The following is a 14,926-nucleotide window of genomic DNA, read 5'->3' on the forward strand; positions in this document are numbered from 1 at the left end:
AGCTATCTGATGAACGGTCAGTCATCAGCGTTCAAAAGGTACATGACCGAGGGCGGCGATGCCCTGGGGCCGGGATTTTCGCAGCTCGACTCGCGGCGGTGCCGGAGCGGCCGGCCGGACGGGGCAGGCCGTAGTGGTCGCGCAGGGTGGTGCCGGTGTACTCGGTGCGGAACAGGCCGCGCTCGCGCAGGATCGGGACCACCCGCCGGGCGAACACCTCCAGACCCGAGGGCAGGACGGCGGGCATGATGTTGAACCCGTCCGCCGCGCCGTGGCGGAACCACTCCTCGATCGTGTCGGCGACCTGTTCGGCGGTCCCGGCGAACGTGCGGTGGCCGCGTCCGCCCCCGAGCCGGCCGATCAGTTGGCGGGCCGTCAGCCGCTCGCGCCGGGCGAGCTCCACGATCAGCGTGTAGCGGCTCTTGGCGCCCTCGATCAGGTCCTCGGCGGGCAGGTCGGCCGGGAGCTGCTCGTCCAACGGCAGTTGCTCCGGCTCCAGGCCGAGCAGGCCCGCGAGCTGCCGCCGGGCGAACTCGGGACGGATCAACCGGTCCAGCTCGGCCTCCAACTCCCGCGCCTCGGCCTCGGTGTCGCCGATCACCGGCACGATCCCGGGCAGGATCTTCAGGAGCTCGGGGTCCCGGCCGAAGCCCGCGGCGCGCCGCTTCACGTCGGCGTAGAACGCCCGGCCCTCGGCCAGCGTCGGCTGCGCGGTGAAGACCGCCTCCGCCCAGCGCGCCGCGAAGTCCTTGCCGCTCTCGCTGGAGCCGGCCTGCACCAGCAGCGGGTGCCCCTGCGGCGAGCGCGGCACGTTCAGCGCGCCCTCGACCCGGAAGTGGCGGCCGGCGAAGCCGATCGGGCGCACCCGGTCGTTCAGCGCGTGCACGCCGCGCTCCTTGTCGGCCACCACGGCGTCGTCCTGCCAGCTGTCCCAGAGCAGCGTCGACACCTCCAGGAACTCGGCCGCGCGCTCGTACCGATCGGCGTGCGCGGGCTGGGCGTCCAGGCCGAAGTTGCGGGCGGCGGCGTCACCGGCGGTGGTGACGATGTTCCAGCCCGCGCGCCCGCCCGAGACGTGGTCCAGCGAATTGAACCGGCGGGCCAGGTTGTACGGGTCGTTGTAACTGGTGGACGCGGTGGCGATCAGGCCGATCCGGCTGGTCGCGCCCGCCAGCGCCGCCAGCAGCAGCGTCGGCTCCAGCCGGCCGCTCGGCCGCTGGCCCACGTCGCCCCACAGCACCGGGGCGTCGGCCAGGAAGACCGAGTCGAAGGTGGCCGCCTCCGCGATCCGCGCCAGGTTCCGGTGGTGATCGAGGTCGACGTGGGCCAGCGGGTCGGACTCGGGAAGCCGCCAGGAGGCCTCGTGGTGGCCGGTGTCGAGGATGAACAGGTTGAGGTGCAGCTGGCGCTCGGCCGAGGTCATGGTTCGGTTCCGTTCCGTTCGGTCACAGGGTTGTTCGGGGTCACGACGGCAGCGGTCGGTCAGGGCGCCTCCCCGTCCGGCCCGGCCGGCACGCCCAGCTCCGCCAGCAGGGCGGCCCGCAGCCGCCCGAACTCCGGGTGACTGCGCGGCCGTTCCGCTGGCAGCCGGACCTCGTGGGCCTCACCCAGGCGCCCCTCGTCCAGGACCACGATCCGGTCGGCCAGCAGCACCGCCTCGTCCACGTCGTGGGTGACCAGCAGCACGGCCGGCCGGTGCCGCCGGCACAGCTCCCGCAGCAGGCCGTGCATCCGGATCCTGGTCAGCGCGTCGAGCGCGCCGAACGGCTCGTCCAGCAACAGCAGCTCGGGCTCCCGGACCAGGGCCCGGGCCAGGGCCGCCCGCTGCGCCTCGCCGCCCGACAGGGTGACCGGCCAGGCCCGGGCGTGCTGCTCCAGGCCCACTTCGGTCAGGGCGGCCAGGCCCCGGGAGCGGGCCGCGGCGCGCGGCCCCGGCAGCCCCAGCGCCACGTTGTCCAGTACGCGCTTCCAGGGCTGGAGGCGTGGCTCCTGGAAGACCACGGAGCGCCGCCGCGGTACCAGCAACCGGCCCCGGAAGTCGGGATCGAGGCCGGCCATGGCGCGCAGCAGGGTGCTTTTGCCGGAGCCGCTGCGGCCGAGCAGGGCCAGGAACTCCCCGCGCCGGATGTGCAGGTCGAGGCCGGCCAGCACCTGCCGGTCCCCGAAGGACCGGTGCAGGCCGCGGGCGAGGACCGCGGTGTCCTGGGCCGGGCTGGTGTCAGGGGTGCCAGGGGTGTCAGGGGCGCGAGTGGTGTTTGCGGTGCCCGTGGTGTCTGCGGTGGCCGTGGTCATGGTCCGACTCCTCTCAGCTTCCGTCGAATCCGCGTCGCCAGCGGAGCAGCCGGCGTTCCAGCAGGCGGACGACGGCGTCGGCGCCCAGGCCCAGCAGCCCGTAGATCAGCAGGCCGAGCACGATGATGTCGGTGCGGTACCAGGCCTGGGCCTGGTTCATCAGGTAGCCGATGCCGCTGGTGGCGTTGAGCTGTTCCGCGATGATGATCACCAGCCAGGAGCTGGTGAGCGCGAAGCGCAGGCCGACCAGGAAACCGGGGACGGCGCCGGGCAGCACCACGTGGCGGATCAGTGCGAGGCGGCCGAGCCCCAGCACCCGGGCCGACTCGACCAGTCGGCCCTCGACGCCGCGGATGCTGGCATAGGTGTTCAGGTACACCGGGAAGACGGTGGCGAACACCACCAGGGCGACCTTGGGCTCCTCGCCGACGCCGAACCAGATGATGACCAGCGGCAGCAGCCCGAGGACCGGCAGCGAGCGCAGCACCTGCACGGTGGAGTCGACCAGGTCCTCGCCCAGCCGGAACAGGCCGGCGGCCACCGCCAGGACCACGCCCAGGCTCACCCCGATCACCAGGCCCTGCGCGACCCGCAGCAGCGAGGCGAGCAGGTTGCTCGCGAGTTCCCCGCTGCGGGCCAGGTCCCAGCCGGCGGCGAGCACCTGGCCCGGGGTGGCGAGGACCCGGGGGTCGATCTCCCCGAGGCTGCCGAGCAGTTGCCACAGGGCCACCAGGATCAGCGGTCCGGCCAGGCGCCGTACGGGCCGCGGCAGCGGCAGACGGGCGCGGCGGGGCCGGCTCAGCCCGGCGGCGTCGACGAGCGGGGCGGTGTCGGCCGGTGGGGCGGCGGGCGGGGACGCGAGGGCGGCGGTCGCCATGGTGGGTCCTCCTTTCTTCGGATTCTCTTCGGGTTCTCTTCAGGCGGGCCGGGCTCAGACCGGGCTGACCACGCGGTCGGCGGTGAACGGGCGGCCGTGCACCAGCTCGGACTCCCGTCCGTCCGGCCCCACCGGTACGTCGCCGATCAGGGTGACCCGGTGCAGCGTGCGGGCCACGTCCAGGTGCTCCAGGTCGCGCGGGGCCAGGTGGGCGGTGGCCCGGTTGTCCCAGAAGGCCACGTGTCCGGGCTCCCAGCGGAATCGCACGGTGTACTCGGGGCGGGTGAGTTCGGCGTAGAGCAGGTCGAGCAGGCGCCGGCTCTCCGCGGCCGAGACGTCCACCAGGTGGCTGGTGAAGCCGGGGTTGACGAACAGCGCCCGCTCGCCGGTCTCCGGATGCACCCGCACCACCGGGTGCACGGCGACCAGCAGGTTGCCGTCGATCCGCTTGGCGTACTCGCTGCCCGCGCCGAACTCCCGTGCGCCGCCGTAGCGGTGCTCGGCGCGCAGGGTGTCCACGAACGCCCGCACCGGCGCGGACAGGCCCTGGTAGGCGGCCACCAGGTTCGTCCACTGGGTGTCGCCGCCGATGTCGGGGGCCACCTCGGCGCGCAGGATCGAGGCGGCCGGCGGGTTGACGGCGGCGGTGACGTCGGTGTGCCAGCCGTCGAAGTAGCTGTACTGGCGCCGGCGGTACTCGTCGCGGAAGCCGGCGCCGTAGCGCTCCTCGAAGCGGCGCGGGTCGATGGTGAAGATCTGCGGGTGGTCGACCGGCGGCGCGTCGTCGTGCGGGTGGGCGTGGGTCGGCTCGCCGAACTGGCGGGCGAAGGCGATCTGGGTGGCGTGGTCGAGCCGCTGGCCGCGGAAGAACAGGACCTTGTGGCGGTGCAGCGCCTGCCTGATCAGCTCCACGGACTCGGCCGGCAGCGGCTGGGACAGGTCGACGCCGTCGACGTCGGCACCGATGTGGCCGGCGACCGGGCGCACCGAGACGTTGCTCACGGGAACTCCTCTGCTGGGATTTCGACGGGGGTGGGAGGGCGATCAGTGTTGGCCGGCCGCGACGGCCGGGTTGAAGTCGCGCTGGACGTCGGCGGGGAACCCGCCGGAGACGTCCACCTTCTTCGGCACCTGGCCGTTGGCGAGGAAGAGGTCGGCCTGGCGCTGCTGGGCGGCGACCACCTGGTCGCTCAGCGGGGCGAACTCCGTCTCCCCGGAGGCCTGCCAGACGAGCTTGCCGACCTCCGGGGTCTGCTTGTTGACCTTGACGTAGTAGGCGTCGATCCAGGCGTCAGGGTGGGCCCGGTTCCAGCTGTTCGCCGTGACGATCCGGCCGACCAGGTCGACCAGGGCCTTGCGGCGGGCCGGATCGCCGAGAGACTTCTGCGCGGCGAGCCAGAAGGTGTAGCCGGAGGACACCTGCTGACCGTTGATCAGCGTGACCGCGTCGGAGTGCGCGCGGCCATAGGTGATCAGGTCCTGCGGCGAGGCGGTGGCGGCGTCGACGGTGCCGGACTCCAGCACGCCGCCGATGTTCTGCAGCGGCACGTCCACGGCCGTGACGTCGTGCTGCTTGAGGCCGACCGTGTCGAGGGCCTGGAGCAGGAAGCCCTGGTTGGCGGTGCCCTTGGAGTAGGCGACCTTGTGGCCCTTGAGGTCGGCCAGGGTACGGATCCCGGTGCCGGCCCGGGCCACCAGCGTGTAGCCGGGGCCCACGGTGTGGCTGACGCCGACCACGTCGACGGGGACTCCCGCGGCGGCGGCGTAGATGGCGGGGGTGTCTCCCATCACGCCGAGGTCGATCGCCCCGGCGGCGAACGCCTGGTTGACCAGCGGGCCGCTGTTGAACTGGTCGAAGACCACCCGGTAGCCGAGCCCCCGGGACTGGCCGGAGGTGTCGAGCAGCGTCTGCAGGTACTTGCCCTGGTCACCGACGTGCAGGGTGAGCTGCCCGGATCCGCCCCCGGCGGCGCTGTCGGCGCTCGCACTGGTGCCGCAGGCGGCGACCAGGGACAGCAGGGCGACCAGGGCCAGTGGCCGGGCACGGCGGACGGCGGGGGGAGTCATGGTGCTCCTAGGGAGGTGGGCGCGACGTGACGGGGAGCGCGGTCGGCGTGGGGTGAGCCGAGCGGTGAAGGTGGGCCGAGCGGTGAAGGTGGAGGGGGTGCGGGCCGGGCAGGACTCCCGGAACGGTCACGGGAGCATGCCGACGGCGTTCGAACGGCGGGACGGGCCCCGGGGGCTGGTGCCCCGGCGGCTCAGCGGCGGCTCAACAGCCCAGGCCGGCGAAGTGGTGCAGGCGGAAGGCGTTCACGGGCTGCCGGTCGGCGGCTGCCCGGATCGTCGCCCTGCGCTGTGCGTCCATGGCTGAAGTCTCCCGGGCGCTCGCGGCACCGGCAAGGATTTCTGACCGCCTGGAAGTAATGCCGTTCACCGGACGCTCCGTGCGGTGCGCAGCCCCAGCGGGTCCTGGTGGACGGCCGCCAGCACCGGGGCGGTGGCCGCGACGGCGAGCGTCTCGGTGCCGAAGGAGCCCGCGCGGACCACGGCCTCCCCGGCGCGGGGCCCGCGCGCCGCGACGGCGGTGTGCAGCGCGGGCAGCAGCTCCGGCAGGTGAATGGCGACGGCCTCGGTGAGCACCAGGGCCTGCGGGTTCATGAGGTCGAGCAGCAGGCTCACCACCCCGGCCAGCAGGCGCAGCCGGGTCCGGCACAGGTCCAGTGCGCGGGCGTCACCGGCTCGGGCCGCCGACAGCAGCAGCATCAGGTCGGGCCGGTCGATGACCCCCTCCGCCGCGGCCCGCGCGGCGAAGGCCCGGTCCGAGACGGTGGCCTGGAGGCAGCCGACGGCGCCGCACGGGCAGCGCGCGGTGGAGTCCGGCACCGGCAGGTGGGCGATGCCTCCTGCCCCGTTGCGAGGGCCGCGCAGCGGGGTGGCCCCGGCCACGATGGCGGCGTCCACCACGTTGCCGACGAACAGGTGCACCAGGTCGGCGCCGCGCGCCGTGCCGAACAGGCACTCCGCCTGGGCGAGCGCGTGGGCGTGGCCCTCCACGTGCACGGGCAGCCAGGTCGCCCGTTCCAGCTCCTGGCGCAGCGCCACCTCGTGCCAGCCGAGCGCCGCGTTCTCCACGACGGTCCCGCGCACCGGGTCCACCCAGCCCCCGGTGACCGCGCCGACGCCGAGCACCGATCGTCCGCCGGCGTGCCGGCGCAGGAAGCCGGGCAGCCGGGCGGCCACCCACCGCGCGTCGGCGCCCTGCGGTTTGGCGGTCCGCTCGTGGGCGACGACCCGCCCGCGCAGGTCGGTGAGCGCGAAGGTCAGCCACGGGCCGGCGATGTGCACCCCGGCGGCCACGTGCCGCCGGGTGTCGATCTCCAGCGCCCTGCGCGGGCGCCCAGGCCGGGCCGGCTCCCGGTCGGCCGCGGCTTCGCGCACCAGCCCCAGGGCCACCAGGTCCGCGCCGTGCCGCGACACGGTCGCCGGACTGAGCCCGGTACGCCGGCTGAGCTCCCCGCGCCCGAGGGGCCCGTGATCGAGCACGGCGCGTAGCACGGCGGCGGCCCCCTCCGGCTTGTCGGCGGCGGACGGCGGGGCGGGGTCGGCGACGAGTGCGAGCGTCATGGTGGTCCTCGGTCCGGTCGAGGTTCGGCAACGGCCTGTGGGGTGACTACCGGGGACGGCGACAGCTCGCGAAGGTCATGCCCCGATGGTGGCGAGCCCGTTTCAGCAGGTCAATGGACACCCGTAACAGCCCGATGGCAGTCCTGCGAACAGCCGCGCGGGTCGTCGGGGACGGACGCGCTGCGTCGACACCTTGGTGGGGTACCCTCTCGACGATGATCTTTGTACTCATCGTGATCACCAGCGTGGTGGCGGCGTGGTCGCTGGTCGCCGGGCGGTTGGAGCAGTGGCACGTGCGGGCCCCGCTGGTGTTGGTGCTGGCGGGGGTCCTCACCGGGGTGTTCACGCACAGTCACCTCGCGGCGACGATGGACTCCGAGGTCGCCCAGCACGTGGCCGAGGTGATCCTGGCCGTCCTGCTGTTCGTCGATGCCACCGAACTGCCGGGTGGGCGGCTGTTCGGCAACGACCCCGTGTCGGCGGTGCGGGCGCTGCTGGTGGCGATGCCGCTGAGCCTCGGTCTGATGGTGCTGCTCGGGTGGCTGCTGCTGCCCGCCATGCCGTGGGCGGTGCTGCTGCTCATCGCGTGCATCATCGTCCCGACCGACTTCGCCCCGGCCGAGACCCTCGTGCGCGATCCGCGGATCCCGGCGCGGGTGCGCGGTGTGCTGAACGTGGAGAGCGGCTACAACGACGGCATCGTGTCGCCGCTGTTCCTGTTCGCGCTGATCCTGGCCGGGACGCACTCCGAGGCGCGCACGCCCGCGGAGGCGCTGGGCACGACCGTGCCGGCGGCGGTGAAGGCCCTCCTGGCGGGCTTCCTGCTGGGGGCGCTGATCGCGTGGCTGATGAACCGGGCCGACGGCGCGCGCTGGATGACGGGGCAGTCGCGGCGGATCATGGTGCTCGTCTCGCCGCTGATCGCGTACACGGTGACGGTGTCGGTGGACGGGAACGGCTTCGTGGCCGCGTTCGTGTGCGGCATCGCCTTCCGGTTCATCCGGCAGGCGCCGGTCCGCCGGCACGGCGCCTCGGCTCCCGACGCCTCGGACTTCCAGCTGATCGAGGACACCAACTCGATCATGACGATGGGCATGTGGTTCTTCTTCGGCAACGCCGTGGTGCTGACGGTGAGCGAGGGCGTCGACTGGTCGATCGTCGTGGTCGCCGTGGCCGCGCTCACCGTGGTGCGGATCGTGCCGGTCCTGCTCGCGTTCCTCGGCTCGAAGTTCAGCTGGCGCGAACGGCTCATGGTCGGCGCGCTCGGTCCGCGCGGCACGACGTCCATCGTGTTCGGCCTGCTCGCCTTCAACGGCCTCCCGGAGGGGCCGCTCGCCGTCACCGCCCTGGACACCATGACGCTCACGGTGCTCGGCAGCATCCTGATCCACGGCGCCGGGTCGGTGGCCATCGCACGGCTCCTGAACGGCCGGTCCGCCGAGCCGGTCCCGACCGCCGCGGCCCCGGGGCACGAGGGGGCGGGGCACGAGGGGGCGGGGGCGCCGAGGGAGTGACGGCCGGCCGGGGCGGCGCGGGGTGCCGCGCGGTGCGGCGTGAGAGGCTCGCGTCATGGAACAGCGCGTACTCGGCCGCACCGGCCGTCCCGTCTCGATCGTCGGACTCGGTACCTGGCAGCTCGGCGCGGACTGGGGGGACGTCCGCGAGGAGGACGCCCTCGCCGTGCTGGACGCCTCCGTGGCGGCCGGTGTCACCCTCTTCGACACCGCCGACGTCTACGGCGACGGCCGCAGCGAGCAGTTGATCGGCCGCTACCTCAAGGGCCGCCCGGATGCCGGGGTGTTCGTGGCCACGAAGTTCGGCCGCCGGGTCGAGCAGCGGCCCGAGCACTACCACCTCGCCAACTTCCGCGCCTGGGCGGACCGTTCACGGGCCAACCTGGGCGTGGAGCGGCTCGACCTGGTGCAGCTGCACTGCCCGCCGACGCCCGTGTACTCCGCGGACGAGGTGTTCGACGCCCTGGACACCCTGGTGGCGGAGGAGCGGATCGCCGCGTACGGGGTCAGCGTGGAGACCTGCGCGGAGGCGCTGACGGCGATCGCACGCCCCGGTGTCGCGAGCGTGCAGATCATCCTGAACGCCTTCCGGCTCAAGCCGCTGGAGCGGGTGCTGCCGGCCGCCGAGGCCGCCGGGGTGGGGATCCTGGCCCGGGTGCCGCTGGCCTCCGGGCTGCTCTCCGGCCGCTACACCCGGCAGACCGTGTTCGCCGCCGACGACCACCGCACCTACAACCGGCACGGCGAGGCCTTCGACCAGGGCGAGACCTTCTCCGGAGTGGACTTCGCGACCGGCGTCGAGGCGGCGGCCGAATTCGCCGCACTCGCGCCCGAGGGTGCCACGGCGGCGCAGACGGCGCTCCGCTGGATCACCCAGCAGCCGGGGGTGACGACGGTGATCCCGGGCGCCCGTAACGTGGCGCAGGCGCGGGCCAACGCAGCCGCCGCTGACCTGGCGCCACTGCCGGAGGCCACCCTGGACGCCGTGCGGGAGCTGTACGACCGCCGGATCCGGCCCCAGGTGCACGACCGCTGGTGACGCCGGCCCGCCCTGGGGCCGCAGTGCCTCAGCCCGGCCGCGTCCGCACGGGCACCTCTAACAGCCGCTGCGCCGCAGAGGGTCCGCGCAGGTCAGGGGCACCGAAGGCGTCGCGAAGGGGGCCTCCCGGCGGGCCCGGCGGCACTCGATCCGGCGGCACAGTAGCGTTACGTTGATATGGCATGTACGCTGCGTGTCGCTGGTTGAACACCATGCGGGCCTGGTCGCCACTCCGTGGGGGGAGTCACGTCCAGGCCCGGTCGCCGGCCAGGCCTCGGTTGGGCTCGTGGGGGAGCTTCAGCCGAGGCCGTCGGTGGCTGTCATCGTTATGCCCGCCCTGACGGTGTTTCAGTCATGACAAGGCGCGAAGGTTTCGGCGAAGGGGAACTTTCTTGCGAGTGCCGTCGGCGCGGGCGCCCGAACCGCCCGGTCTCAGGGCTCCAGGCGGATGCGGACGCGCCGGTTCTGGCGGCCCTTGTTCTCCACCTTGGTGACGGTGATGCGGCCGATCTGGCCGGTGGAGGCGACGTGGGTGCCGCCGTCGGCCTGGGCGTCGAGGCCGACGATGTCGACCACGCGGACCTCGGGCACGTCCGGCGGCGCCTTGAACTGGGTGCGCACGAGGTCCGGGATGGCCTCGGCCTCCGCCTTGGGCAGGGTGCGGACCACGATCTTGCGGTCGGCCGAGATCTCCGCGTTGACGGCGTCCTCCAGGGCCTGCTTGAAGCCCGGCGGGACCTCGGGCAGGTTGAAGTCCATCCTGGCCTCGCCCGGCTCCATGTTGTTGCCCGTCACCAGGGCGCCGAAGTCCCGGAAGACGGTGCCGCACAGGACGTGCAGCCCGGAGTGGGTGCGCATCAGGGAACTGCGCCGCTGGTCGTCGAGGGCGCCGGTGACGGTGGTGCCCGCGGGCGGGACGGGGTCGCCCGGGGCCGGCAGCAGGTAGAGGTCGTCGCCCTTGCGGGTGCCGATGATCGAGGTCTGCACGCCCTGCCAGATCAGCACGCCGTGGTCCGGCGGCTGGCCGCCGCCGCCGGGGTAGAAGGCCGAGCGGTCCAGGACGATCCCGGCCTCGGGATCGGCCGGATCCGACCACAGGACCGTGCAGTCCCATTCCCTCAGCGTGACGTCTTCCCAGTCCAGCCGGTGCGTGCGGCCGTGGTGGTCGATTCCCATGGGCAGTTGGAGCCGCGGCAGCCCGACCGGGCCCGCGGCTCCTTCTCCTTTCCGGTGACACTGCGGTAGTTCTGCGGTACGCGTGGCGATCCCCGCGCGCGGACCTGCCCGAACTCGCCCGTACGGCCGCGCGTCGCCAGTCGCTCCGAGCATACGCGGTCCGTCGTCGAACACGTGACGCTACGTCAACTCACCAGCCGGAGCAGCGCGGCGGTCGCGGCGCCGAGCGCCACCACGAGGAGGAAGGGCGCCCGCAGGACCGCGGCCACCACCGCGACGCCGAAGCCGGCCGCGCGGGCGTCCAGGACGAGGTCGTGGCCGCGGCTGAAGGTCTGCACGGCGACCAGCGCCGCCAGCAGGGCGACGGGCAGCAGCGCCGAGATCTCCTGGACCCGCCGCCGCTTGAGCACCGACTCCGGCACGCACAGGCCGGCCAGCTTCAGCAGGTAGACGCCGAGGCTGCCGAGCAGGATCGCGGTCCACATCAGCGGCTCTCCTTGCGCAGCGCGAGGCCGGCGACGCCGGCGACCAGGCCGGCGAGCAGCACCGGCACCCCGACGGGCAGGAGCGGCACCCCGGCGAGCGCGACGGCGGCGGCCGCCACGGCCACCGCCCAGAACCGCCGTTCGCGCAGCCGGGGCATCAGCAGGGCGACGAACGCCGCGGGCGACGCGACGTCCAGGCCGAGCGCCTCCGGATCGGGCAGGACCTTCGCGCCGAGGGCGCCGGCGAGCGTGGCGATGTTCCAGCAGACGAAGACGGCCGCGCCGGTGGCGTAGAAGGCCAGCCGCGCCTCGCGCCGGGTCCCGCGTCCCATGGACATCGCCGAGCTCTCGTCGAGCACCAGCTGCGAGGTGGCCACCCGCCGCAGGCCGCCGACCTGGAGGAGGGCGGACAGGTTCAGCCCGTAGAGGCTGTTGCGCACGCCCAGCAGGGTCGCGGTCGCCGCGCCGGTGAGGGCCGCGCCGCCGGCGCCGAGGACGCCGATCACGGCGAACTGTGAGGCGCCGGAGAACATCAGGAGGGACAGCACGCAGCTCTGCAGGACCGAGAAGCCGGCGACGACGGCCAGGGCGCCGAAGGACAGGCCCAGGGCGCCGACCGCGAGCCCGACGCCCACCGCGTCCCGCAGCACGGCGGCTCTCTGCCGCGGCCAGCTGTCGGCGGTGGGTACCGGGCTCGCGGTGGATTGCGCTTTGGTCATGGATTCCGCTCTCGCAGCACGATCGTCAGTTCGTCGTGCGCCTTGGCGCACAACTCGGCGGCCGCGTCGGGGGTTTCGCCCTCGGCGATGACGTAGCCGAGCCGATGGTATGCGTTCTTCGCGGGCTCCACCCGCTGTTCCGGGCGAGCCGTGACGGTGACATGGCGGACGCCTTCGAGGGCCCGCGCCGCCTCGGTCCCGGAGACGTGCGAGAAGGTGCCCTCGCGCTCGGCGAGCAGGAAGCGGATGGCGGCGGCCCGGGCCGGGACGCGGTCCAGCCGGGGCGGGCGGCCGAGGGCGGCGCGGACCTGCTCCTCGAGCAGGCTGATCCCGGTGGAGAGCCGGACGAGCTCGGGGATCATCCCGCCCGCGAGGCGGCCGTTGACCTCGACGACGGCCGCGCCCTCCGGGGTGAGCCGGACCTCGGTGTGGGCGGCGCCGCTGGTCAGTCCGACCGCCCGGACGGCCCGCCGGGCGGCCCCGGTCAGGTCGTCCGCGACGTGCGGCGGCACGGCGGCCGGGAAGACGTGGCCGTGCTCGACGAAGTGCGGCGGGCCCGCCAGGTGCTTCTGCGTGATCCCGACGCAGTGCACCTCGCCCGCCCGGCTGAACGTCTCGACGCTGAACTCCGGCCCGTCCAGGTACTCCTCGACGAGCACCGTGCCGGCGGTGGCCTGCCCACGGACGTTGACCGTCTCGGCGAGGATCACCCGGCTCTGCGCGACCGCCTGTTCGGCTGTCGAACAGAGCAGCACGTTGTTGGAGCCGCTGTCGTCGGCGGGTTTGACCACGCAGGGCAGGCCGATCCGGGCCACCGCCTCCGGTACGTCCGCCGGGTCGGCCAGGACCGCGAACCGCGGCTGCCGGACGCCGGCCTGCGCCAGGCGGGCCCGGGTGACCGCCTTGTCGCGGCACGCGGTCATGCTCTCCACGGAGTTCCCTGGCAGGCCCAGGAGCGTGGTGAGTCCGGCCACCGCGGGGAGGTAGAAGTCGCTCGTGGTGGCGACCCCGGCGATCTCCTCCCGGCGCCAGGCGGCGCGGACGGTCTCGCGCAGTGCGGCGGCGGAGTTGGTGTCGCAGGTGACCACCTCGCAGCCGGTGCCGGCCACGTCCGGGTAGCGCTCGGGGGAGTTGGTGAGCAGGACCGGGGTGAGACCGAGGTCCCGGGTGAGCCGGAGGGCGAGCATGCCGGTGCCGGTGGTGTTCGACTCGACGAAGAGCAGGCGCTGGCGGTTCGTGGAGCGTTCGATCTCCTCGGTGCGGGACCAGTGCTCGGCGACCTGGCCCGGGGTGATCGTGAGGGGTTCGGTGGCGGGCACTTGTCGGTCCACCTGATGTTCGGTCCAGTAGTCGTCGTCGTAGATGGTGCGGGTGTAGCGGTCGCCGCGGTCGGGGAGGATGCCGACGATCTTCGTCCCCGGGGCGGCGCGGGCCGCCAGGTGGCGCAGCAACTGGTAGACGGACCCGGAGGTGTTGCCCGCGAAGATCTGCTGGTCGCGGGCGAGGTCGCGGGTCGCGGTGAAGGCTTCGAGGTCGTTGAGCCAGTGCACTTCGTCGATCAGCCGCCGGTCGAGGTTGCCCGGCAGGAGGCTGTTGCCGAGGCCGCTCTGCTTGCGTCCGGGCCGGTCGGGCTGGCCGAACAGGACGCTGCCGACGGAGTCCACCCCGACGACCCGCAGCTCGGGCAGGGTGGTCCGCAACTGCCGCGCCGTGCCGCAGAGCGAGCCGCCGCTGCCGACCGAGCCGACCAGCACGTCGAACCCGCCGAGGTCGTCGAGCAGTTCGGCGGCCAGGGCGCGGTAGCCGGCCGGGTTGTCGGGGTTGCCGTACTGGTCCGGCCAGAACGCGCCGGGGAGTTCGGTGCGCAGCCGGGCCAGGAGCTCCAGGCGGGCGCCCTGCCAGCCCGTCCCGGTCATGGCCTCGACGATGTGGACCTCGCACCCGAGGGAGCGCAGTTTGGCGAGGGTGATGTCGTCGATGCGCGGGTCGGTGACGATGTGGACGGGGTGGCCGAGCGCGCGGCCGACGAGGGCCACGCCGAGGGCCATCGTCCCCGAGGAGCTCTCGACGATCGCGGCGCCGTCGGGCAGGGCGCCGGTCCGTTTGGCGGTCAGGATGATGGTGCGGGCGACCCGGTCCTTCATCCCGTAGAGGTTCTGGCACTCCAGTTTGGCGAAGACCTCCACGCCGGCGGGCGCGTCGAGGCGCAGCCGGACGAGTGGGGTGTGGCCTATCGCGTCGACAACACTGTCAAAGAGCACAGTCTCCTCCGATGGAGCCGGCGTGGTGGACAGAGGGGTGCGGGGTGTCGTAATCGGCCTTGCCGAGCGTGCGGTGGACCTCGACCGTGCCCGGGAGGCGGGCGCAGCGGGCGAGGACCTGTTCGAGCCGCGGCGGGTCGGCGCCGTGTTCGCCGAGGAGGATGCCGAGGACGGTGCCGCTGTGGGCGACGACCAGGCCGAGGCCGTCGTGGTCGCGGCAGATCCGGTGCAGTTCCTCGAAGTCCGGGCGGGGAAGCCGGCGGGTGTGCAGTTCGGCGCTGCGGGTGGCGACCTCGCCGATCGTGGCGAGGTCGGCGGAGCTCACGGCAGTGCTCAGGGTGTCGAGCAGGTCGCGGTACTCGCGGCGTTCGCGCAGGGTCGGCGCGGTGACCGTCCGGTTGAAGCCGACGGTGTCGACCGTGCCGCCGGGGTCGTGGGCCACGACGGTGAGCGGGGGCAGGAAGCCGAGCCGCTCGCGCAGGCGCACCTCGCGGTGGTAGTAGCTGACGACGCCCGCGTACATGACGCCGTCGGACGGCTCGATCCCGCGCAGGAAGTACTCGATCTCCGGTTCGGCGAGGGTGATCCCCAGGCTGTCGGCCACGGCGCGGGCGGTGGCGACGAGGTCGGCCGAGGAGCTGGCCAGTCCCTTGCCCTCGGGTATCGCGGAGTCGAGCTCCAGGGTGCCGCCGCCGATGTACCCGTGGGCGCGCAGGATCCGGGTGGCGAGGTGCCGGGACTTGTGCTTCCAGGTGGGCCTGACCGTGATCTCGTCGGTGGTCGTGGTGGCCCGGAAGACCGCGGTCGACCAGGCGTCGATGGGCAGGGTCACCAGGAAGCGGCGCTGGCGTTCCAGCAGCATCCCCTGCAGCAGTTCCCCGAAGGTGCCGTTGGCGACCCCGATGCCCGCTTCCTTCCGTATGAACATGATGGTTTCCT

At 73.4% G+C, this 14,926-nt stretch carries 13 protein-coding genes; 2 read left to right on the top strand and 11 right to left on the bottom strand.

Features of this window, described 5'->3' with window-relative positions:
- Positions 1 to 31: 31 nt before the first annotated feature.
- The 6 genes from ACFVSN_RS18635 to ACFVSN_RS18660 all read right to left on the bottom strand — a co-directional run bounded on the left by ACFVSN_RS18635 (position 32) and on the right by ACFVSN_RS18660 (position 6,793).
- Entirely contained in the window at positions 32 to 1,423 is a 1,392-nt protein-coding gene (locus ACFVSN_RS18635) for an LLM class flavin-dependent oxidoreductase (protein WP_387956168.1), read from the bottom strand.
- Positions 1,424 to 1,482: 59 nt separating this feature from the next.
- Positions 1,483 to 2,292 carry an ABC transporter ATP-binding protein gene (locus ACFVSN_RS18640; RefSeq protein ID WP_387956170.1) on the bottom strand — a complete coding sequence of 270 codons (810 nt, stop codon included), beginning with the start codon at positions 2,290 to 2,292 and terminating at the stop codon, positions 1,483 to 1,485.
- Between the two features lie 13 nt (positions 2,293 to 2,305).
- Positions 2,306 to 3,169: an ABC transporter permease gene (locus ACFVSN_RS18645; protein ID WP_387956171.1), complete on the bottom strand. Its 864-nt coding sequence runs from the start codon at positions 3,167 to 3,169 to the stop codon at positions 2,306 to 2,308.
- Positions 3,170 to 3,223: 54 nt separating this feature from the next.
- Positions 3,224 to 4,171, bottom strand: coding sequence for a TauD/TfdA dioxygenase family protein (locus ACFVSN_RS18650; RefSeq protein WP_387956172.1), 948 nt, complete (start codon positions 4,169 to 4,171; stop codon positions 3,224 to 3,226).
- A gap of 42 nt (positions 4,172 to 4,213) precedes the next feature.
- Positions 4,214 to 5,236 (bottom strand): ABC transporter substrate-binding protein, encoded by a 1,023-nt coding sequence (locus tag ACFVSN_RS18655; protein ID WP_387956173.1) that lies wholly within the window; start codon positions 5,234 to 5,236, stop codon positions 4,214 to 4,216.
- A gap of 363 nt (positions 5,237 to 5,599) precedes the next feature.
- Positions 5,600 to 6,793 carry an ROK family protein gene (locus tag ACFVSN_RS18660; RefSeq protein ID WP_387956174.1) on the bottom strand — a complete coding sequence of 398 codons (1,194 nt, stop codon included), beginning with the start codon at positions 6,791 to 6,793 and terminating at the stop codon, positions 5,600 to 5,602.
- 215 nt (positions 6,794 to 7,008) lie between these two features.
- Here ACFVSN_RS18660 and ACFVSN_RS18665 point away from each other — a divergent pair, with 215 nt between their 5' ends.
- Positions 7,009 to 8,307: a cation:proton antiporter gene (locus ACFVSN_RS18665; protein ID WP_387956175.1), complete on the top strand. Its 1,299-nt coding sequence runs from the start codon at positions 7,009 to 7,011 to the stop codon at positions 8,305 to 8,307.
- Positions 8,308 to 8,362: 55 nt separating this feature from the next.
- On the top strand, positions 8,363 to 9,346 hold the full coding sequence (locus tag ACFVSN_RS18670) for an aldo/keto reductase (protein ID WP_387956176.1): 984 nt from the start codon (positions 8,363 to 8,365) through the stop codon (positions 9,344 to 9,346).
- 432 nt (positions 9,347 to 9,778) lie between these two features.
- On the opposite strand, the gene ACFVSN_RS18675 is transcribed toward ACFVSN_RS18670, so the two are convergent.
- From ACFVSN_RS18675 to ACFVSN_RS18695, 5 genes are all read right to left on the bottom strand, one after another.
- Positions 9,779 to 10,522 carry an alanyl-tRNA editing protein gene (locus tag ACFVSN_RS18675; protein WP_380442898.1) on the bottom strand — a complete coding sequence of 248 codons (744 nt, stop codon included), beginning with the start codon at positions 10,520 to 10,522 and terminating at the stop codon, positions 9,779 to 9,781.
- Positions 10,523 to 10,707: 185 nt separating this feature from the next.
- Positions 10,708 to 11,007 carry an AzlD domain-containing protein gene (locus tag ACFVSN_RS18680; RefSeq protein WP_329925222.1) on the bottom strand — a complete coding sequence of 100 codons (300 nt, stop codon included), beginning with the start codon at positions 11,005 to 11,007 and terminating at the stop codon, positions 10,708 to 10,710.
- Positions 11,007 to 11,726 carry an AzlC family ABC transporter permease gene (locus ACFVSN_RS18685; RefSeq protein WP_380442894.1) on the bottom strand — a complete coding sequence of 240 codons (720 nt, stop codon included), beginning with the start codon at positions 11,724 to 11,726 and terminating at the stop codon, positions 11,007 to 11,009. Before ACFVSN_RS18685 ends, ACFVSN_RS18680 begins: the two co-directional genes overlap by 1 nt.
- Positions 11,723 to 13,987 (bottom strand): pyridoxal-phosphate dependent enzyme, encoded by a 2,265-nt coding sequence (locus tag ACFVSN_RS18690; RefSeq protein WP_387956177.1) that lies wholly within the window; start codon positions 13,985 to 13,987, stop codon positions 11,723 to 11,725. Before ACFVSN_RS18690 ends, ACFVSN_RS18685 begins: the two co-directional genes overlap by 4 nt.
- Entirely contained in the window at positions 13,977 to 14,915 is a 939-nt protein-coding gene (locus ACFVSN_RS18695) for a kinase (RefSeq protein ID WP_387956178.1), read from the bottom strand. The genes ACFVSN_RS18690 and ACFVSN_RS18695 overlap by 11 nt, the downstream gene beginning before the upstream one ends.
- Between the last annotated feature and the right edge of the window lie 11 nt (positions 14,916 to 14,926).

The organism is Kitasatospora sp. NPDC057904 (genome assembly GCF_042887925.1).
In the GTDB taxonomy this organism is placed as follows: Bacteria; Actinomycetota; Actinomycetes; order Streptomycetales; family Streptomycetaceae; genus Kitasatospora.